Raw genomic sequence first — 21,500 nt, forward strand, 5'->3', positions numbered from 1 at the left:
GGTGTTTAATTTGGTGTTGGGAATATTTTTTTATATATTTTTTGGAATGGCGCTAAAATAACATCCATATTTATTAATCCGATATCGTTTGTGGCTCTGTAAGTCAGTAAAATAGCCAGTGGTGATAGAATTATCGAAGATAGCCAAGCGCCCATAAATGGAGTAAGCCCATTTTCTTGTGAAATTCTTTTACCAAAAGTATTTATAAAATGGAACGTTATAAAAATTAAAACTGCAAAAATAATTGGAAGCCCAAGTCCGCCTTTTCTAATAATAGCTCCCAAAGGTGCTCCTATAAAAAACATCAAAAAACAGGCATATGCAATTACAAATTTATCGTAAAAGGCCAATAAATGATTGTTGATATTTTTTCGTTTAGCTTTAAATTCTGTTTGACTGGCATCAATAGAATATTTTAAACTTCCCAGATTACTGATCGCAAGGTCTAAAATCTTAGATTTTTCATCATTTTTATATAATGATAATATATTATTTGGAAGAGTTTTACTTTTTTTAAGTGATTTTATTTTATTATCCTTTGGAATTACAATTCGCTGATTCATGTTTTCTGAAAACGAAATGATATCTGTTTTTAAATTCTTATGTAAGGAATCCAGCGTATAATTTAATTCACTCACATTAAGCATCGTGTTGGTATTAGCAATGCTTTGATCATTTACATCGACTTTATTCAATTTTGATAAATCAATATTGATGATGTATTTTTTAAATGAACTTTTTGCAAATGGCAATTTGCTTCTATCTTCATATTTTTTGGGAACGATATCTTCGTAATAGTAGCCATTATTAAGTACCAATTGCAGAATATTAGATTTTTCGCTGCTTATCAATTCTCCATTTTTGGCTTTGATGACTGTTTTACTGCCGTCACCAAGATTTGATTTTTTATGGATAGTGATACCGGTAAGGAAATTTCCATTTTCTCCGGATTTTTTATTCACTTTGATATTATAAAAACCAACATCACTAAACTGGCCTTCGGCGATTGCCAAGGCAGGTTTAGCTTGTGCTATGTTTTTTCTGAAATTGATAAACTTATATTCGGCAAAAGGAATCACATTATTGGCAAAAAGAAAGGCTACAAATCCCAATATTACAATAAAAACAGTTAAGCTTTTCATGGCTCTTTTTAGCGAAACACCTGCTGATTTCATAGCCGCCAATTCATAATTTTCGGATAAATCACCAAAAGTCATTATCGATGCCAATAGTACAGACAATGGTAAAACCAAAGGAATTATTCGTGGCATTGAAAATCCTAAAAACTTGATAATCATTAGTAAATCCAAATCTTTACCTGCTAATTCGGATATAAATAACCAAACAGTTTGAAGTATAAAAATGAAAAAAAGTATTACAAATACAGTCGTAAATGTAGTCAGGAATGTTTTTAATAAGTATTTGTCAAGAATTTTCACCTAAGAATTAATCTAATTTATTGATGTAGTAATTTGGATATTTACTTTCGGTAAAGGTAAATTGATTTTTTGACAAAGGTTGGTTGGTTTTAAAAGAATTAACGGTTAAAGTAGTTTTTGTGCCTTTTTTACCCATTTCAATTAAGTTATAGATGTGTTTGGTCTGCACATCAATACCTAATAATATTTCTTTTCTTTGATCTTTTGCATTGGTAGGAACCAATTTGATATACTGGATTTTTCTTCCTTTTACATCCTGTAAAATATCCATATTGTATCTATAACCAGAGTTGAAAAATGTCAATAATTTTGAAGGAGTAATGGCATTATCGTCTTTGTCAGTTACTTTAGAAATAGTGATTTCTTCATCTTCCGGAACAATGGTGTAGCTTTTTTTTCCGTCAAAAATTTTAGTGACCCCCATGAAATTCAATACAAATTGATTGCCTTTCATGATTACATTTCCTTTGCTGTCCTGATTGATATTTTCTTTGGCATTATTCAAAGAATACTTAAAATCAATAACAATATTATTATAACTTCTAACTTTTGCTGTAACTTGATCTAAAAGATCTTTCGCTTTTTTATCTTGAGCTTGTATTGAAAAACTAAAAAACAGCAAAGCTGCAATTTGAAAAAATCTACTCATCTTTTTTATGTTATTTTTTTTGAATTCTTGAATCTTTGATTGCATGGTGCTAATTGTTTTGTTCATTGTTGAAAAATTGATCAAGAGAACTCATGTCCAGAATGTTTACACTACGTGCTTTACTTCCTTCAAATGGACCTACAATTCCAGCAGCTTCTAATTGATCAATCAATCGACCTGCCCTGTTGTAGCCTAATTTTAGTTTTCTTTGTAACAGTGAAGCCGAACCTTGTTGTGCGTTTACTATTATTTCTGCGGCTTCTCTAAACAAAGTATCTCTGTCGGAAATATCCATATCAAGATTAATGCCACTTTCCTCTCCAACAAATTCAGGAAGTAGATATGCTGTTGCATATGCTTTTTGAGAACCAATAAATTCAGTGATTTTTTCTACTTCTGGTGTGTCTATAAAAGCACATTGTACCCGAACAACGTCATTTCCGTTGGTATATAGCATATCTCCTCGTCCTATCAATTGATCGGCACCCTGCGTATCAAGAATGGTTCGGGAATCAATTTTGGAGGTAACTCTAAAAGCAATTCTCGCAGGGAAATTGGCTTTTATCAAACCTGTAATTACGTTAACAGAAGGTCTTTGTGTCGCTATAATTAAGTGAATTCCAATGGCTCGCGCCAATTGTGCTAAACGTGCAATAGGAACTTCAACTTCTTTTCCTGCTGTCATGATTAAATCGGCAAACTCATCTACAACAAGAACAATATAAGGTAAGAAGCGGTGTCCATTTTCTGGATTCAGTTTTCGAGCTTTAAATTTATCGTTGTATTCTTTGATGTTGCGTACCATCGCGTCTTTTAACAAAGAATAACGGTTGTCCATTTCTACACAAAGGGAGTTCAAAGTATTGACCACTTTTGCATTATCCGTAATAATAGCGTCATCCATGTCCGGAAGTTTCGCTAAATAGTGTCTTTCAATTTTATTAAAAAGTGTTAGTTCTACTTTTTTAGGATCAACCAAAACAAATTTAACTTCAGCTGGATGTTTTTTGTACAAAAGCGAAGTCAAAACAGCATTTAGTCCAACTGATTTTCCTTGTCCGGTAGCTCCCGCCATCAATAAGTGAGGCATTTTGGCTAAATCAACCACAAAAGTTTCATTCGAAATTGTTTTTCCAAGAGCGATAGGCAGTTCCATTTCGGCTTCTTGAAATTTGGCAGAGCCGATGACACTTTTCATCGATACCATCGTAGGATTCTTATTAGGAACTTCAATTCCTATAGTTCCTTTTCCAGGAATAGGGGCAATGATACGAATTCCTAATGCCGAAAGGGACAAAGCGATATCATCTTCTAAGCTTTTGATTTTTGAAATACGAATACCCGCTTCCGGTACAATTTCATATAAAGTAACTGAGGGTCCAACAGTCGCTTTTATCTGAGCAATTTCAATTTTGTAATTGCGCAGCGTATCAACAATCCTGTTTTTATTCTCTTCTAATTCTTCTTGGTTAATAGTAATTCCTCCAGTTGAATATTCTTTTAATAAGTCTATTGTAGGGAATTTATAGTTGGATAAATCCAAAGTTGGATCGAATAATCCAAAATCAGCCACTAATCGAGAAGCTAAATTTTCCTCAATAATATCTTCTTCCGGAGCTGTTTCTATTACAAAAGTATCAATAGGATTCGAAATAATTTCTGGAGTTGCTATTGGTGTAACTTGCATAGCAAGTGGTTTTACAATAGGATCTCTATTAATATCCGATGAGTTGCTTATTGTTGGTTTCAACGCCTCTTTGTTAATTTCGAATTGAGAACCATTTGTTTTTAAATGAATTTCATCAATTTCCTCTTCTACTACAGCAAATTCTTCTAAATTATACGCGCTACTTTTTGCACCATTTAAAGGAATAGTTGCTAAATCTGCTTTGATTTCTTTTTTTGTATTGTCAAAAAACGACTGAATGTTTTCAGGTGAGATTTTGATTTTGAAAATTACGTAAATGATTAATCCAAACAACAGAATCAATAACGTTCCTGTTTTTCCAATGTAATCCTGCAAAAATAAATTCAATTCAAATCCAATTGTTCCTCCTAATTCGGGTGCTGAAGTAGCAAAAAATCCAAATAAAATGGATACAATGATAATTACGAATAAATCCCAAAACCAAATACTTTTCAATTTTTTTAAGGAAATACCCAAAACCATATACATTCCCGTAAGGAAAAATAAGCGTACGAATATAAATGCGGCAAGTCCAAAACCTTTATAAACAAGTAAATCTGCTAAAAAGGCACCAAATTTTCCTAACCAATTTTGAACCGTTTCGGTTCTGTCAGTCAATTCACCAACGGCACTTTGATCTTGTTGTCCATAAATATAAAAGGAAATAAATGTAAATAATAAAGCAATTGAAAATAATACCAAAAGCGAACCAAAAACAATTTTGTGTTGTTTCGTCAGTTGTAATGGATTATTTTCCTCAGTTTTAGAATCCTTTTTTTTATCTAAAGGTGCTGTTTTTGTTGTTTTTGCCATTCTTGATTGTAATAATACCTTACAGAAGTATTGGTATATATATGATTAAACCGATTGCGATTGCCGTTAAAGCAGCAAAAAATACAGCTCCTGCAGCAATATCTTTGATAAATCCAATTCTTTCATGATAATTAGGATGAATAAAATCGGCTATTTTTTCAACAGCCGTATTTAAACCTTCAATACTCATAACCAGACCAATGGCCATCGTTTGAAAAAGCCATTGTGTTGCAGTTATTCCAAAATAGAATCCAGCAATAGTCATTAGTATACCTAATGAAAATTGTACCATTATGCTGTGTTCAGTGGTAATTAATTTTACGGCACCCTTAAAAGCGTACGTGACACTTTTTAATCTTCCGGTAAAAAAAGTATTGTCTTTTTCAAATTCCATTCAGCTGTTATTAAAGTGCTGCTAATGCCGCTTCGTAATTTGGCTCATCTACAATTTCACCAACTTGCTCCGTATGCGTAATTGTTCCGTTTTCATCCACTACAATAATAGCTCTGGAATGCAATCCGGCTAAAGGACCGTTTACAATTTCCAAACCATTGGTTTTACCAAAATCTCCAGCTTGGAAATCAGATAAATTAACAACATTTTCAAGTCCTTCAGCACCACAAAAACGGTTTTGTGCGAAAGGTAAATCTCTTGAGATACATAGTACATTGGTATTCTCCAATTTACTTGCACTTTCGTTGAATTTCCTAACCGATGCGGCACAGGTTCCAGTATCAATACTTGGAAAAATATTTAAAACTAATTTTTTTCCAGAAAAGTCAGCTAACGTAGTAACAGAAAGATCGTTTTTAACTAATTTAAAATCACTCATTTTTGAGCCTACTGTTGGTAATTCCCCTGAGGTATTTATTGGATTTCCTTTTAATGTTATTGAAGCCATAATTTTTGTTTTTTAATGAGGTTCAAAAGTATGAAAATTATTTAAGATTTAAGGATGAAACTTCGGGATAAAGTTCAAGATTTTGGAGCGTTAAGTAAACCCGTACTACCCAATGTCTTTTTTATAAAATACATAAAAAAACGCACTCGTTTCGGAGTGCGTTTTAAAAATATTGAATTAAAAATCCTTTTTTATTTGTCGATAGAACCTAAAACACGTTTCATAAAACCGTTTAATGCTTCTTTTTTATCAGTTCCAGTTTTTACTAGTTTGTTAACTTCTAAAGCGCCGTACATATTTGAAATCAATTCACCAATTACATCTAATTCTTCATCTTTCAATGAAGTAATTTCTGTCATTGCTTCCAAAACTTCAATTGTTTCTATGATATAATCTTCATCATTCTCTTCTATAAACTGCGTTAAATGCTTGATTACCGGTAATTTCATTTTTTTTTTTAGATTTTTAGATTGTAAGACTTCTTAGATTTTTAGGATATAAAATATTTTAGATTTTCAAATCTAAGAAGTCTAATAATCTGAGTAGTCTATTTAAATCATTTAAACTATCTCGTTCACCAATTCGATTAGTACTTCTTGTTTGTTTGTCTGTGTTTCGTTTACTAATTTCCCATTTACAAAAGTGGCAAAAGTGGGTAAATTACTCACATTAGCTAATTTTCGTGATTCAGGAAAATTTTCAGCATCGACAAGAGCAAAAGTAATTGTTTCGTTTTCTGAAGCCAATTTTTTGAATTTTGGTTTCATAATACGACAATTTCCACACCATGAAGCCGAAAATTGAACTACAACTTTTTCATCTTTTGCAATTAAATCCGCTAATGTATCTTCGTTTAATTCGATTAACATAGTTTTTATTTTTAAAATTCAATAACAAAATCCAATGGCAATTTAAAATATTGAAATTGCCATTGCTATTGCAATTGTTTTATTAGTTTAGAGTTAAATATTCTGCAGTACTTTTTCTGTCAGCGCTCATTGCATCTTTTCCAGCTTCCCAGTTTGCAGGACAAACTTCCCCTTTTTCTTGAATGTGCGTGTAAGCATCAACCATACGTAAATATTCATTTACGTTACGACCTAATGGCATATCGTTTACACTTTCGTGGAAAATTTTTCCAGTTTCGTCAATAAGGTAAGTAGCTCTGTACGTTACATTAGATCCTTCGATGATAATAGAATCTGTTTCTTCACTGTAACCCGTTTCTTCAATATCAAGAATTCCTAAAATGTTAGATAAGTTTCTGTTCGTATCAGCAAGAATTGGATACGTAACACCTTCGATTCCACCATTATTTTTTGGAGTGTTCAACCAAGCAAAATGAACTTCATTTGTATCACAAGAAGCACCTATAACAATTGTATTTCTTTTTTCAAATTCTGGTAAAGCTGCTTGAAAAGCATGCAATTCAGTTGGACATACGAATGTAAAATCTTTCGGGTACCAAAACAAAAGCACTTTTTTGTTGTTTTTTGTAGCTTCTTCGAAAATATTGATTTTTAAATTATCACCCATTTCTGAGATAGCGTCTACTGCAATGCTTGGGAATTTTTTTCCTACTAATGACATATTGTTTATTTTTAGTTATTTCTTTTTATGGTGCAAAAATAGCCTAAACAGAAGGTTTGAAACAATAAGATTTGATTATAAATATTTATTTATAAATAATTATTTCTTATAGTAAGCTAATTTTAAAAATATAATTTTCGATTAAATACCGGTAACAGCCACAGGTAGAGTGCCTTTGCAAGTAGTGTTTTCTAAAAGTTGTTCCGCTGCGATTTCTTGAAATTCTGTGAAATCTTGATACATTTGAACGATTCCTAACACATGTTTTAAATTTGGGATAACTTGAAGCGCATATGGATTCCCAAAAACATACAAAACACATTTTTTGTTTTGGAATAAATTACCCAAAAACCGAAGTACTGAATCTTCCATGTCAAAATTATGTAAAGGTTTTGCTTTTGGAACAAACAAAGAAATAATAAGGGTATCAAAACGAGTTAATGTCTTTTCTAATTCATCCAGAACAGAATTGCCCCCAGTTTCATAACAAAATTCAGGCGAAGGCAAAGCGGCAGATAAGTTCTGGAAAAATACATTATTGGTATTTTTATAAAAGCTGATTTTGGCAAGATCTTCTCTATTTTTAGCATCAAAAACGGTTACGGTATTGTGATTGTCTTTTATTTTTGTAATACAGTTTTGAGCAATTTTTCGATTTAAAACGGAGGTAGCTTCAAAATCAAAATTACTTCCCGAAAGGTCTGGTAAACTAAGTTTCCCGTCTATAATTCCCGCTTTTTGTTTGCATTTCCACAATCGTTTAAAACTGGCTTCAATTCGTTCCGGAGTTGCATTTTTCAGGATTTCCTGAATTCCTTCCGTCACATTTTCGGCAAAACACAAAACATCATTTCCGGCATTAAAAGCTTCCCATTCCAGTAGCCCTTTTTTCTTATATAATTTAGAGACACTATGCATATTCAACGCATCCGAAATCACTAAACCATCATATCCCAATTGCTTTCGCAAAAGCGTTTCAATTACTGATTTTGATAACGTTGCCGATGTATCTTTTCCTTCATTCAAAGCAGGAACAGCCAAATGGCCAATCATGATAGAATCGACATTGCTTTCTATTCCCTTTATAAAAGGAACTAATTCATTTTCCAATAATTCCTCCAATGTTTCTTCCAAAACGGGTAATCCTAAATGCGAATCGACATTGGTATTGCCGTGCCCTGGAAAATGTTTGAGACAACCTAAAATGCCAACTTCGTTCATTCCTTTTAAATATTCAAGAGCAAAATCAGCTACTTTTTCTTTGTTTTCACCAAAGGAACGATACCCAATTACAGGATTATTCGGGTTGTTGTTAATATCTGCTAAGGGCGCTAAATTATAATGGATTCCAACTGATTTTAAGTCCAAACCTATTTGTTTCCCCACTTCGTAAACCAAAAGTTTTTCGCTTTTCGGTAAAGCGCCAAGCGTAATGGCATACGGGTATTGTGGTGTTTTTTCGACACGCATGGCTAATCCCCATTCCGCATCAATACTCATTAATAATGGAGTGGAGGCACAGTTTTGATACCGTATGATAAGTTCTTTTAAACGTTGAAAACTGTCATCTTTTAAAACTACTTTTTTCTTGGTTTCATAATTCGTCGCGGCACTGGCTCTACTATGAAAAAAAGTTAATCCGCCTATATTGTAATCTTTGATTAATCGTTCCGTTGCCAAGATGTTTTCTTCGGTATCATTGATGAAAACAGCTGGAAAGAAAAATTGTCCTATTTTTTGTTCTAATGTCATTCTGAAATAGTTTTAAGGATAATTTTTAACCCTATAAAAAATATAAGTTCATATAAAAACTTAAAAAAAACACTTACTTAAATGAACTTGCATTTCTTATATGGTTGAAGTTTATATACTTCTATACTTGCTCTGATTTCTTTCCAAAATCGGAGGGGAAAATTAAAAATCTAGAAAGGATTAATCCCGGTATTGTGGCTAAAAATACCCAAATAAAGAAATTTCCATAGCCTAAATATTCCTGAATAAATCCGCTCAACATTCCCGGAAGCATCATTCCTAAAGCCATAAATCCGGTTGCAATGGAGTAGTGGGACGTTTTAGATTCGCCATCGGCAACATAAATTAAATACATCATGAAGGCAGCGAAACCAAAACCGTAGCCAAATTGTTCTGCAATTACAGTAGCATAAACATAAAAAATGGACTGAGGATGAAAATGAGAAAGTAAAATGAATCCTATTATGGGCAAGTGCATGGCTAAAAACATAGGTAACATCCATTTACCAAGGCCTCCTTTTGAAATGGCTATGCCGCCAAGGATTCCTCCGATTACCAGCGCAGTAACTCCAAATGTACCATAAATAATACCGACATCTTCCGTGGTTAATCCCATACCGCCTTTGGTTTTTTCATCAATTAAAAAGGGAGTTAACATTTTTAATAATTGGGATTCTCCCAATCTGAAAAGTAATATAAAGGCTAATACAATTCCAATTTGTTTCTTTTGAAAAAAGGTTTTAAAAACAACTCCGAAACTCTGTTTGTTTTCAGTTTCAGAGGTGATTTTAGTTTCTTCCGCTTTTGGCGTGGTAAAAAAGTTATAGATGGTTAGAAAAGCCATAACCAAGGCCACAATTATCATGGTGTACGACCAAGCTTTACTTTTGTCTCCGTATTTCTGTTCCAGAAAACCACCTAGAATTACGATTAATCCATTGGCGGTAAGCATAGAAAGTCTGTAAAATGTGCTTCGAATCCCTAAGAAAAAAGATTGTTGTTCTTTGGCTAAAGCCAACATATAAAAACCATCGCTTGCAACGTCATTTGAAGCTGATGCAAATGCCGCTACCCAAAAAATAGCCAGACTCAGTACAAAAAAATTACTCATAGGGATGGTTAATCCTACAATCAAAAAAGCTATTGCGATAACCAATTGCATCGCAAGAAACCATTTTCTTTTGGTTGCATATAAATCGATAAAAGGGCTCCATAATGGCTTAATAACCCAAGGTAAATACAACAAACTAGTGTAAACTCCAATGTCTTCATTGTTGATGCCTAAACTTTTGTACATAATCACCGATACAGAAATTATGATGGCATACGGAAAACCTGATGCGAAATTTAATAATGGAATCCAAAACCAAGGGCTGTTGTCTTTTCTCATGTATAGCGGATTAATTCAATTCAAATTTTATAGTGTGAAATTAACTAAAGTGGGTTGGCTTTCATTACCATAAAAATCGATGAATGTAATGGCGCAGGTTTTGTTTTTATCTAATTTATAGGTTGGAATTACAATTTCAACAGTGTCGTTATTTTCTTTAAATGCAATTTTATCAATAATCTGACTTGGATCATTGATGTCAATTTTTGAATTAAATTTAGTACCATAAACCATAACATAACGTACTTTACTATATAATGGATATTTGACATTAAAGCTTGAAGAAATAGGATTTACCAGAATGTTATTCGCTGTGGGTACAATAGCCATTTTTTTGATAGAATTTGGAACCACAGTAGGAAGTGCAGGGTATTTGTATTGGTTTTCTATCAATAATTGCGCTACGTTTTGATTTCTGTTCAAGAATGATTTGGCACTAAAAAAAGCATTTCCCTGAATGTTTTTATAGCTACGGGTAATATCAATCTGATTCGGAATTTCATTGGGGTTATTCCATCTTTTATCGGAATCCGCATTGATTTTATAGGTTCCGTTTCCAATGTAAATGGCAGTATTAGTGGAGTTTTCAGACCACCAACGCAGTAGTTTTGAATACGAAGCTTTGGGATGATCCATGCTCCAATACAATTGTGGAACGAGGTAATCAATCCATTTGTTTTGCATCCACGCTATTGGATCAGCAAATAAATCATCATAATTAGTTTGGCCAGCTTCAGTCTCAGAACCTTTAGGATCCACTGATTTGTTTCTCCAAACTCCAAACGGGCTGATGCCAAATTGTACCCAAGGTTTTATGTTTTTTATCGAAAGAGAAACACATTTTACAAAATTATTGACGTTAGAACGTCTCCAATCTTCCAAACTTAACCCATTTCCATATTTTTTGAAAGAATCGGTATCATTAAACTGTTCTCCTTTTATTTTATAAGGATAGAAATAATCATCAAAATGAATGGCATCGATGTCGTATTTTTCAACAACTTCTTCAACAATTGCCAGTAAATGATTTTGAACTTCTGGCAGCGCTGGATTATAATAATATTTTCCGCCATATTTAATCATCCATTCCGGATGTTGGTAAAAATCATGTTTCGGACTTAAAATAGCCGTGTTCAGGTCCATTGTGGCGCGATACGGATTTAACCAAGCGTGAAATTCAAACCCTCTAGCATGCGTTTCTTTTATCATCCATGCCAATGTGTCAAAATAAGGTTTTGGCGCTTGTCCTTCTTTTCCGGTCAAAAAGCGAGACCATGGTGCTAATTCTGTTGGGTAAAAGGCATCACCAACGCTTCGAATTTGTACAATTACGGCGTTATAATTTAATTTTTTATAAGCATCTAAAATTTCAATAAAATCGGCTTTTTGTTTATTTACATTATCTGTACTACTTTTTGGCCAGTCAATATTAACAACCGTGGCTATCCAAACGGCTCTAAATTCATTTTTAGGATTTGTAGCCATCATTTGTGCGTTCCCATTCCAAGAAGAAATTAGAAAGAACGAAATAAGTACTAGGACAAGCTTGCATTTTTTCATTAGGGTCTTGATTTATAAAGTATTCAAAAATAGTTTTTTTAGTGAAATTTACCAGATAAAAGGGGGATAAAATTCAACTTATTTTACTAGCGCAATTTCTTTGCCAAAATAGTTTTAAATTAAACTTTCCGTCAAAGAATTAATTTTTTTTTAATTTATAATCGGCTATATATATATATTTGTCAAATAATGCTGTTTTATCAGTATTTTACAAAACATAATGTATAAGCCATGTTAACCTCACTTGAATTAGAACAATTATCCCAATCTTTAGAAGGAGCACTTTTATTTGATGAACTTCATAAAACGATTTACGCTACTGACGCCTCCGCTTATAGAATTATGCCACTTGCTGTGGCGATTCCAAAATCAGAAGAAGATATTGTCAAAATTATTCGCTTTGCAGCAAAAAATAAGATTTCAATCACGCCTCGAACTGCCGGAACTTCATTGGCAGGGCAAACGGTAGGTAGCGGAATTATTGTGGATGTTTCGAAACATTTCACCAAGATTGTTGCTTTTGATCCCATAAAAAAAACGGTTACGGTACAACCAGGAGTGATTCGGGATGAACTGAATTTATTCTTAAAACCACATGGTTTATTTTTTGGACCCAATACTTCCACTTCAAGTCGATGTATGATAGGAGGAATGGTAGGGAATAATTCATCAGGAACTACCTCGATACGCTATGGAGTAACCCGGGACAAAATAGTGGAATTGAAAGCCGTTTTGAGTGATGGAAGTTCTGCTGTATTCAAAGATTTGACTTCGGAAGAATTCTTAGATAAAACAAAAGGAGATGCGCTTGAAAATGCTATCTACAAATCAATTTATGAGGAACTTTCGAATACAGAAAACCAAAAAGAAATTGTAAAAGAGTTTCCAAAGCCTGAAATTCACAGGCGAAATACGGGTTATGCAATAGATTTATTATTGAAATCGGAACTGTTTTCCGGAACAGAAAAAACGATAAACTTAGGGAAGCTACTTTGCGGAAGCGAAGGAACTTTAGCATTTACCACCGAAATCACTTTGAAAGTGGATGATTTACCGCCAACAAATAATGTCATGGTGGTAGCACATTTTCATACCATTCAAGAAAGTTTAGAAGCTGTAGTTACGGCTATGAAACATCATTTGTATACCTGTGAATTGATGGATGATACCATTCTGGATTGTACAAAAACGAACAGGGAACAAGCCAAAAACAGGTTTTTTATACAAGGGGACCCAAAGGCAGTTATCATGCTTGAAGTGGCGTCTCATCATAGTATGGAAGATGCCGAATCACAGGCAAATGCTTTGATTGCAGATCTTGAACTGCATAATTTTGGGTATGCTTTACCTAAAATTTATGGATCAGACATTGATAAAATAAATGAATTGCGAAAAGCAGGTCTTGGACTTTTAGGAAGTATTGTAGGTGATAATAAAGCGGCTGATTCCATTGAAGATACCGCTGTTGAGTTGAGTGATTTGCCTAATTATATTGCCGAGTTCTCCGCTATGATGCAGCGACATGGTCAGAGTGCTATTTATTATGCACATGCGGGAGCCGGAGAAATTCACTTGCGACCTGTTTTAAATTTAAAAACAAAAGAAGGATTGCACCAATTTAGAAACATCGCAACCGAAGTGGCTATCTTAGTCAAAAAATATAGAGGTTCATTGAGCGGGGAACATGGTGACGGAATAGTGCGTGGAGAATTTTTAACTTTTATGATTGGAGACAAGAATTATGAATTATTAAAACGGGTAAAAAAAGCTTTTGACCCGAATACAATTTTAAACGTTGGGAAAATTGTAAATGCCTCCAAAATGGACGAAAACCTTCGGGTGGAAGCGGGAAGAGTAGAACCGGATATCAAAACGATTCAGGATTTTTCGGATAGTATGGGGATTTTGCGCGCTGCCGAGAAATGCAATGGTTCCGGTGATTGCAGGAAATTACCATCGGCTGGCGGTACGTTATGTCCAAGTTATCGCGCCACACGAAACGAAAAAGACACGACTCGTGCCAGAGCCAATGCGTTGAGAGAATATTTGACGCATTCGGAAAAAGACAATAAGTTCAATCACGAAGAATTATATAAAGTATTTGAATTGTGTGTAAGTTGTAAAGCTTGTGCAAGCGAATGCCCAAGTAATGTAGATGTAGCCGCTTTAAAATCGGAGTTTTTGTACCAATACCAAAAAGCAAACGGATTTTCTTTGCGAAATAAAGTATTTGCTTTTAATGCTAAATTGAATGGTCTAGCAAGTATTTTTCCATCGTTTACCAATTTTATGGTGAATTTGCCTTTGGTGAAAAAGAGTATGGGAATTGCTCCTAAAAGAGAAGTACCGCTTTTGGCTCCAATGACGTTTAGAAAATGGTACGAGAAAAATTGGAATCAGGCGCCAAGTGATTCTTTTGTAAACGGAAAAGTATGTTTGTTTTGTGATGAATTCACTAATTTTTATGATGTTTCAGTTGGAATCGATGCGTATGAGTTATTGACGGCATTAGGATACGAAGTGATTCTGGTGGATCATGAAGAAAGCGGAAGAGCTTTTATTTCTAAAGGTTTTCTCGTAGAAGCAAAAGCAATTGCGAATATAAATGTTGATATCTTTTCGAATTATATTACTGCTGATTGTCCGTTGATAGGAATAGAACCATCGGCGATATTGACTTTTAGGGACGAATACATCCGATTGGCAGATGATAAAGAAAATGCCGAGAAACTATCGCAACATGTATTTACCATTGAAGAGTTTTTCAAAAATGAGATCGTAAAAGGAAAAATTCATTCAGAGCAATTTTCTGACTTGGAAAAAACGATAAAAATTCATGGACATTGCCATCAAAAGTCATTGAGTTCTATTGAAGCGACTTTTGCCATGTTGAATGTACCAAAAAATAGTTTGGTTACAATTTATAATTCGGGATGTTGCGGTATGGCTGGTTCTTTCGGATATGAAAAAGAGCATTATGATATCAGTATGCAAATGGGAGAAGATACTTTGTTTCCAAAAATTAGAGCGACTGATGCCAGTATAACTATTGCCGCCGCAGGAACAAGTTGTCGTCATCAAATTTTTGATGGAACAAATAGAAAAGCCCTGCATCCGGTATCTGTTTTAAAGTCATATTTAAAATAGATATGTACTTGTTTTGGAATATTAAATGTATAATATTTGTAAAAAATGAATTAAGGTTAAATACTGGGTCTTGTTTTTGTTATTTCGTAAAAAATACCACTATTAAATATTGATTTGATATTTTTTAATAGTTAAAAAAATGAAATATGGAATGAGATGTAAAGTTAAAAACAAAATAGTTTCCTTAAAATTTCTAATATTGAAATTGTTTTATATATTTGATTTTTTATAAAATTTACGTTATTTTCGGATTAAATCGTAAAATTTACGACAGATTAATTTTTAATGATAAAATTTACAACATGGCATTAAAGGGTTTATTCAGAAAGAAAACAGTACAAGACATTTTAAAACAAGTTGAAAAAAATAATGCAGATGGCCATAATGCACTTGGAAAGCATTTAACAGCTCGTGATTTAACGGCTTTTGGAATTGCAGCAATTGTAGGAGCCGGTATTTTTAGTACCATTGGTAAAGCCAGTGCTGATGGAGGTCCTGCAGTTATCTTTCTTTTCTTGTTTACAGCCATAGCGTGTAGTTTTGCAGCTTTTGCGTACGCTGAATTTGCTTCGATGGTTCCTGTTTCGGGAAGTGCTTATACCTATTCTTATGTAGCTTTTGGAGAAATAATTGCTTGGATTATTGGTTGGGCATTAATTATGGAATATGCAGTAGGGAATATAACGGTCGCGATATCGTGGAGTGATTATTTTACCGGATTGCTCGATAGCATGGGGATTCATCTTCCACAATATGCCCAAATGGATTATTTATCCGCTTCCAATGGTTTTAAAGACGCAACAGCTTTGATGCAAAGTGGAAAAACATTTGAAAATTTAAGTTTAGCAACACAGGCGGCATATACAGCGTGGACCACTTCACCAGTTATAGGTTCTTTTCACTTTGTGGCTGATTTACCAGCTTTATTAATTATTGTTTTAATAACAGCTTTGGTTTATCGTGGTATGAAAGAGTCTCGAAATGCCAGTAATATAATGGTTGTTGTTAAATTATGTATCGTACTTTTAGTAATTGCTGTAGGGATTTTTTATGTAGATGTTGATAATTGGCACCCGTTTGCTCCTAATGGAGTTTCAGGGGTTTTAAAAGGAGTTTCAGCTGTATTCTTTGCTTACATTGGGTTTGATGCTATTTCTACAACTGCTGAAGAATGTAAAGATCCACAACGTGATTTACCAAAAGGAATGATGTGGGCCATTATTATTTGTACGCTATTATATATTGCAATCGCATTGGTTTTAACCGGAATGGTGAGTTATAACGAATTGAATGTTGGCGATCCATTAGCATTTGTATTTGATAAACTGCATTTAAAATGGATGTCGGGAATTATTGCCGTAAGTGCAGTAATTGCTATGGCGAGTGTTTTATTGGTATTCCAAATGGGGCAACCGCGAATCTGGATGAGTATGAGCCGGGATGGATTATTGCCAAAACGTTTTTCTAAAGTGCATCCTAAATTCAAAACACCTTCTTATGCTACAATCGTTACCGGATTTGTAGTGGCAATACCCGCTTTATTTTTGAATTTAACAATGGTTACAGATTTGTGCAGTATAGGAACTTTATTTGCCTTTGTTTTGGTATGTGCCGGAGTTTTGGCTTTGCAAAATAGAACCGATATTCCTCGTGGAAAATTCAAAACTCCTTATATGAATTCAAAATTTATCATGCCTGTTTTAATTAGTATTGGGTTGGTTTTTGCTTTTGGTTATAATAAAAAAAATACAATGGATTTCATTACTAATGAAACTCAAATTAATGATTCAGCAGCTATTATAACCTCATTAGATAAAGAAGAAACTCAAAAAGTATATAGTTATTTAGTAAGTGTTGATGCTAAAAATGCTACAACAGGTACTCCAGATTTAGAATTTTTGCTAAGTCAATACCAACAAGACGATGCTAAATATGCCAGTGTAATTGCAGGTCTTCCAGTGTCAGATGCAATTAAATATGAAAGTGGTTTTGGGTTGTTCAAACATAAAATTCCAATGTGGATTTTTCTAATTGTTTTGGCTGGATTATCAGTTTGGTCATTCAAAGAAAACTTATCGCTAATTCCCTTATTAGGTTTAATTTGTTGCCTATATATGATGGCAGAACTAAGTGTTTGGAACTGGATTTATTTCACGATTTGGTTGTTAATAGGTTTGGTGATTTATTTTGGCTTCAGCCGTAACAACAGTAAGTTGAATTTGAGAGAAGCATAAATTTTAACTATTTATATAGGAAAACGTCTTGTAAAAAACAAGACGTTTTTTTGGTTTAGACCCAAAAAAATCCGTTCGAAATATGTTTTCAAACGGATTTAACAAACTACAAAAACTAAAAAAAAACTATTCCATCAAAACGGATTCTGATATTAGTACATTCAATTCCATCATACATTTTTTCATCATCTGATACGTTCTTTCAATATCATTATCTAAACCTATAGAAAACCGAATTAAACCATCAGTCAATCCCATTTCTATTTGTTCTTCCATAGGAATTTCGCTTGAAGTAGAAGTTCCCGGTGCACTAAATAAGGTTTTGTAAAATCCTAAACTTACTGCAAGATATCCCAGATTTTTTGCCTGCATCAATTCCATTAGTTCATTGGCTTTCGCCAAAGTTCCAACATCCAATGTCATCATTCCGCCAAAACCATATTCGGGATTAATCATAGTAGCATACAATTCATGACTCGGGTGACTTTTTAATCCGGGATAAACCGTTTTTAATCCGTCTTTTTCAAAACGTTCCGCCAGATACATCGCATTGTAACTGTGCTGTTTCATTCGGATGTGTAGCGTGCGCAAGTTTTTCATCACACTCGCCGAACGTAAACTATCCATTGTTGGCCCCAATAACATGCTGGCGCCACTATTAACATTTTTTAAACTGTCGATAAATTCCTGTGAAGCACAGGTGACACCGCCAACGGTATCGCTGCTTCCGTTGATGTATTTCGTTAAACTGTGAATCACAATATCAGCCCCTAATTTTGCAGGAGAAACGGATAATGGCGAAAAAGTATTATCGACGACCAATTTCAAATTGTGTTTTTTTGCGATTTTTGCCAAACCAGCAATATCAGCCACTTCAAGTAAAGGATTGCTCACCGTCTCGCAGTACAAAACTCTGGTTTCGGGAGTAATGGCAGCTTCTACAACATCTAATTTCGTGATGTCAACAAATGTGGTTTTAATGCCTAATCTAGGCGTAAAATTCTTCAAGAAAGCGTACGTTCCACCATAGATAGTTCTGCTCGAAACGATATGATCTCCCGAGCCGCACAATTGCAATAGCGTAGGTGTAATCGCTCCCATTCCTGATGCGGAAACATTCGCTGTTTCAGTTCCTTCCATTGCTGCCAATGCTTTGTCTAAGTACAAATTGCTCGGTGAGGAATGACGGGAATACAAATAACAGCCTTCCATATTGCCTTCAAAAGTATCGAACATCGTTTTTGCCGATAAAAAAGTATAGGTTGAGGAATCAGAAATCGATGGGTTTACACCACCAAATTCGCCAAAGTACTGTAAATCCTGAATGTTGTCTGCGGGATTGAAATTTTTCATAATTTATATTTAATCATTTTATGCTGAATTTATTTCAGTATCTGAAGCTATCTGGGCTAGAAATCTCGGATGCATCAAGAAATCTATTTCAAAATAAAATCATTATAGATTAATAATCAATCGTATTGTTTAATATTGGATTTTAAAACTATAAAAAATGAATAATGCAATTTAATTTTCTAAATTAGCCTCTCAAATAAGATTTTTATAGATTATTTATCCATTCCAATTTTTTAATAAAATGACATTAGATTCAATAGATAAAAAGCTGCTTTTTTTATTACAAACAGATAGTAAGAAAACCACCAAAGAACTTTCCTTAAAACTTAATCTTTCTGTAACTGCGGTTTACGAACGCATTAAAAAACTGGAAAGGGAAGGGATAATCGATAAATATGTAGTGTTAGTCAATCGTTCGAAAGTTGAGAAAGGTTTTGTTGTTTTTTGTCACCTAAAATTGATTCAGCATACCAAAGAGTTTATCGCTAAATTCGAAAGTGAAGTGGTTAAATTAAAGGAAGTTTTAGAATGCCATCATGTGAGTGGTGATTACGATTATATCCTGAAAATAGTGGTAAAAGATATGGAAGCTTATCGAGAATTTTTGGTTACAAAACTCACCACATTACAACATATAGGAAGTACACACAGTACATTTATGATAAGTGAAGTAAAAAGTACGACCGTTGTTGATATTTAGTATATATGCCAATTTAAGTAGGTATTCAACTATATGTAAATGCTAATTGCTAAAAATTCATAACAAAAAACCTTGGAAATTAAACTTTAAACAAAACTTAATTCCTTAATTTTGTGCAACATTTTATAAAAACACAATAAAAAAATATACTATGAGTTCATTTGACGTAGTCATTATAGGTTCTGGACCAGGCGGATATGTATCAGCAATTCGTTGTGCGCAGTTAGGTTTCAAAACAGCAATTATCGAAAAATATTCCACTCTAGGAGGAACTTGCCTGAATGTAGGTTGTATTCCTTCAAAAGCATTACTTGCTTCTTCTCATCATTACAGTGAAATTGCTCATTTTGCAGATCACGGAATTGAAGTTTCCGGAGAAGTAAAAGTGAACCTTGAAAAAATGATTGCACGCAAGCAAGCCGTTGTAGATCAAACTTCTGGTGGGGTGAAATTTTTAATGGACAAAAATAAAATTACAGTTCTGGAAGGATTGGGTTCATTTGTTGATGCTACACATGTTGCTGTTGCAAAAGCGGATGGAACTTCTGAAACTATCGAGGCTAAAAATATCATTATTGCTACAGGTTCAAAACCATCTTCTTTACCATTTATCAAAATTGATAAAGAAAGAATCATCACTTCAACCGAAGCTTTGAAACTTAAGGAAGTGCCAAAACATTTGGTAATTATTGGTGGTGGAGTAATTGGGATTGAATTAGGTCAGGTATATTTACGATTGGGAGCGCAAGTTTCTGTAGTGGAATTCATGGATCGAATTATTCCTGGAATGGATGCTTCATTGTCTAAAGAATTGACTAAAGTATTAAAAAAACAAGGCATGAAATTTTACATTTCACACAAGGTGAAATCAGTAGAAAGAAATGGCGAAGGTGTCGTAGTTCAAGCTGAAAATGCAAAAGGAGAAACAATTACTCTTGAAGGAGATTACTCATTAGTTTCTGTGGGACGTCGTCCATATACTGATGGATTGAATGCTGATAAAGCAGGAGTAAAAATCTCGGATAGAGGGATGGTTGAAGTAAACGATCATTTACAAACTTCAGTTCCTAATATCTACGCAATTGGCGATGTTGTTCGTGGAGCGATGTTAGCGCACAAAGCAGAAGAAGAAGGAGCCATGGTTGCTGAAATTTTAGCAGGTCAAAAACCACATATTGATTATAACTTGATTCCTGGTGTTGTTTATACTTGGCCAGAAGTGGCTGCTGTAGGACAGACGGAGGAGCAATTGAAAGCAGCTGGTGTAGATTTCAAATCAGGAAGTTTCCCTTTTAAAGCATTAGGTCGTGCTCGTGCTGGAGGTGATTTAGACGGATTTGTAAAAATTCTTGCTGACGCAAAAACGGATGAAGTTCTTGGAGTTCACATGATTGGTGCTCGTTGTGCGGATTTAATTGCTGAAGCCGTTACTGCAATGGAATTTAAAGCATCTGCTGAAGATATTTCAAGAATGTCTCATGCGCATCCAACATTTGCAGAAGCAATAAAAGAAGCTGCATTAGCCGCTACTGATAACAGAGCGTTGCATGTGTAATTAAAAAACATTTTTTATAAATAAGAAACCCGCTATTTAAGCGGGTTTCTTATTTATATACAACTAAATTATTTAGCCACAAATACACTTTTATAATTTTCCCAATGGCTAAAGATTAAAAAGATATTTCCAAAAAACACAAATAATGCAATTGGTAAGTTTTCTGGGGTTAAGAAAAAATTGATCAATAATATATTTAAAGTAACTGGTAAAATAATAAGATTAGCCAAAGTTACATATCGACCAGTAATAAATGAAATTCCGCAGAGAAATTCCAAAGATTTTGCTAAAGGCATCAAATAAGTAGACGCCATTAAACCGACATTAAATGCTTTGAAGTTTCCAGTTGTTTCAGCCTCAGGAGATAGATGTAAAAAAAAACTAATTGAGGTATAAAGAAAAAGGAGTCCAAGTAAAGATCGAATAATGATGATTGCAATTTTCATGATATATGGTTTTATAGGTTACACATTTAAAATATACTATTGTGGCATAGCACTTTTATTTATATACAAGATTTTCCATTGGTGCTCTTCTAAATTAGCTATGTCCGTACATCCAGCCATGATCTTGTCGTTTTATAAATAGGACCGCCAGTATCAATTGCATTTTTAACCATTTCATCTCCTTTTTCTTTGCTTTCAAAATCACCAGCAATCAGTTATCTTGGATTCTTAACTGTGAATTTTGGATTGAATTTAAAACCAATTTCAGGTTTTTTTTAAGTCC

17 protein-coding genes are annotated in these 21,500 nt (G+C 33.8%); 4 read left to right on the forward strand and 13 right to left on the reverse strand.

Features of this window, described 5'->3' with window-relative positions:
• Positions 1 to 5 precede the first annotated feature (5 nt).
• The 11 genes from ACM55K_RS12515 to ACM55K_RS12565 all read right to left on the reverse strand — a co-directional run bounded on the left by ACM55K_RS12515 (position 6) and on the right by ACM55K_RS12565 (position 11,782).
• Positions 6 to 1,439: an LptF/LptG family permease gene (locus ACM55K_RS12515; protein WP_416850591.1), complete on the reverse strand. Its 1,434-nt coding sequence runs from the start codon at positions 1,437 to 1,439 to the stop codon at positions 6 to 8.
• A gap of 7 nt (positions 1,440 to 1,446) precedes the next feature.
• The gene (gene lolA1 / locus ACM55K_RS12520; RefSeq protein WP_416850592.1) at positions 1,447 to 2,088 is read right to left on the reverse strand and encodes an outer membrane lipoprotein periplasmic chaperone LolA1; all 642 of its coding nucleotides are present in this window, start codon (positions 2,086 to 2,088) and stop codon (positions 1,447 to 1,449) included.
• Between the two features lie 49 nt (positions 2,089 to 2,137).
• A complete protein-coding gene (locus ACM55K_RS12525; RefSeq protein WP_416850594.1) occupies positions 2,138 to 4,588 on the reverse strand; it encodes a DNA translocase FtsK in 2,451 nt (816 codons plus the stop codon).
• A gap of 19 nt (positions 4,589 to 4,607) precedes the next feature.
• Positions 4,608 to 4,982 (reverse strand): diacylglycerol kinase family protein, encoded by a 375-nt coding sequence (locus ACM55K_RS12530; RefSeq protein ID WP_416850595.1) that lies wholly within the window; start codon positions 4,980 to 4,982, stop codon positions 4,608 to 4,610.
• Between the two features lie 10 nt (positions 4,983 to 4,992).
• Positions 4,993 to 5,490 (reverse strand): thiol peroxidase, encoded by a 498-nt coding sequence (gene tpx, locus ACM55K_RS12535; protein WP_416850597.1) that lies wholly within the window; start codon positions 5,488 to 5,490, stop codon positions 4,993 to 4,995.
• 191 nt (positions 5,491 to 5,681) lie between these two features.
• The gene (locus ACM55K_RS12540) at positions 5,682 to 5,939 is read right to left on the reverse strand and encodes a DUF6952 family protein (protein ID WP_291246956.1); all 258 of its coding nucleotides are present in this window, start codon (positions 5,937 to 5,939) and stop codon (positions 5,682 to 5,684) included.
• Positions 5,940 to 6,050: 111 nt separating this feature from the next.
• The gene (locus tag ACM55K_RS12545) at positions 6,051 to 6,359 is read right to left on the reverse strand and encodes a thioredoxin family protein (RefSeq protein ID WP_416835483.1); all 309 of its coding nucleotides are present in this window, start codon (positions 6,357 to 6,359) and stop codon (positions 6,051 to 6,053) included.
• Between the two features lie 82 nt (positions 6,360 to 6,441).
• The gene (locus tag ACM55K_RS12550; protein WP_416850599.1) at positions 6,442 to 7,080 is read right to left on the reverse strand and encodes a peroxiredoxin; all 639 of its coding nucleotides are present in this window, start codon (positions 7,078 to 7,080) and stop codon (positions 6,442 to 6,444) included.
• A gap of 141 nt (positions 7,081 to 7,221) precedes the next feature.
• A complete protein-coding gene (locus ACM55K_RS12555) occupies positions 7,222 to 8,832 on the reverse strand; it encodes a glycoside hydrolase family 3 protein (protein WP_416850601.1) in 1,611 nt (536 codons plus the stop codon).
• A 121-nt stretch (positions 8,833 to 8,953) separates the two neighbouring features.
• A complete protein-coding gene (locus ACM55K_RS12560; protein ID WP_416850602.1) occupies positions 8,954 to 10,222 on the reverse strand; it encodes an MFS transporter in 1,269 nt (422 codons plus the stop codon).
• Between the two features lie 27 nt (positions 10,223 to 10,249).
• Positions 10,250 to 11,782, reverse strand: coding sequence for a glycoside hydrolase family 10-like protein (locus tag ACM55K_RS12565; protein ID WP_416850603.1), 1,533 nt, complete (start codon positions 11,780 to 11,782; stop codon positions 10,250 to 10,252).
• Positions 11,783 to 12,013: 231 nt separating this feature from the next.
• On the opposite strand from ACM55K_RS12565, the gene ACM55K_RS12570 reads away from it, so the two are divergent.
• Together ACM55K_RS12570 and ACM55K_RS12575 are read left to right on the forward strand one after the other, a co-directional pair.
• Complete coding sequence (locus tag ACM55K_RS12570) at positions 12,014 to 14,929, forward strand: FAD-binding and (Fe-S)-binding domain-containing protein (protein ID WP_416850604.1); 2,916 nt, start codon at positions 12,014 to 12,016, stop codon at positions 14,927 to 14,929.
• A gap of 302 nt (positions 14,930 to 15,231) precedes the next feature.
• A complete protein-coding gene (locus ACM55K_RS12575) occupies positions 15,232 to 17,163 on the forward strand; it encodes an amino acid permease (protein WP_416850605.1) in 1,932 nt (643 codons plus the stop codon).
• Between the two features lie 126 nt (positions 17,164 to 17,289).
• Here the strand turns inward: ACM55K_RS12575 and ACM55K_RS12580 are convergent, their stop codons facing one another.
• Entirely contained in the window at positions 17,290 to 18,516 is a 1,227-nt protein-coding gene (locus tag ACM55K_RS12580; RefSeq protein ID WP_416850607.1) for an aminotransferase class I/II-fold pyridoxal phosphate-dependent enzyme, read from the reverse strand.
• Between the two features lie 241 nt (positions 18,517 to 18,757).
• On the opposite strand from ACM55K_RS12580, the gene ACM55K_RS12585 reads away from it, so the two are divergent.
• Both ACM55K_RS12585 and lpdA read left to right on the forward strand, forming a co-directional pair.
• Positions 18,758 to 19,216, forward strand: a complete 459-nt coding sequence (locus tag ACM55K_RS12585; protein ID WP_416850608.1) for an Lrp/AsnC family transcriptional regulator — start codon at positions 18,758 to 18,760, stop codon at positions 19,214 to 19,216.
• A gap of 151 nt (positions 19,217 to 19,367) precedes the next feature.
• Positions 19,368 to 20,771 carry a dihydrolipoyl dehydrogenase gene (gene lpdA / locus ACM55K_RS12590; RefSeq protein WP_416850609.1) on the forward strand — a complete coding sequence of 468 codons (1,404 nt, stop codon included), beginning with the start codon at positions 19,368 to 19,370 and terminating at the stop codon, positions 20,769 to 20,771.
• A gap of 68 nt (positions 20,772 to 20,839) precedes the next feature.
• On the opposite strand, the gene ACM55K_RS12595 is transcribed toward lpdA, so the two are convergent.
• A complete protein-coding gene (locus tag ACM55K_RS12595) occupies positions 20,840 to 21,217 on the reverse strand; it encodes a DoxX family membrane protein (RefSeq protein ID WP_379852838.1) in 378 nt (125 codons plus the stop codon).
• Positions 21,218 to 21,500 lie beyond the last annotated feature (283 nt).

The organism is Flavobacterium arabinosi (genome assembly GCF_048158725.1).
Lineage (GTDB): Bacteria > Bacteroidota > Bacteroidia > Flavobacteriales > Flavobacteriaceae > Flavobacterium > Flavobacterium arabinosi.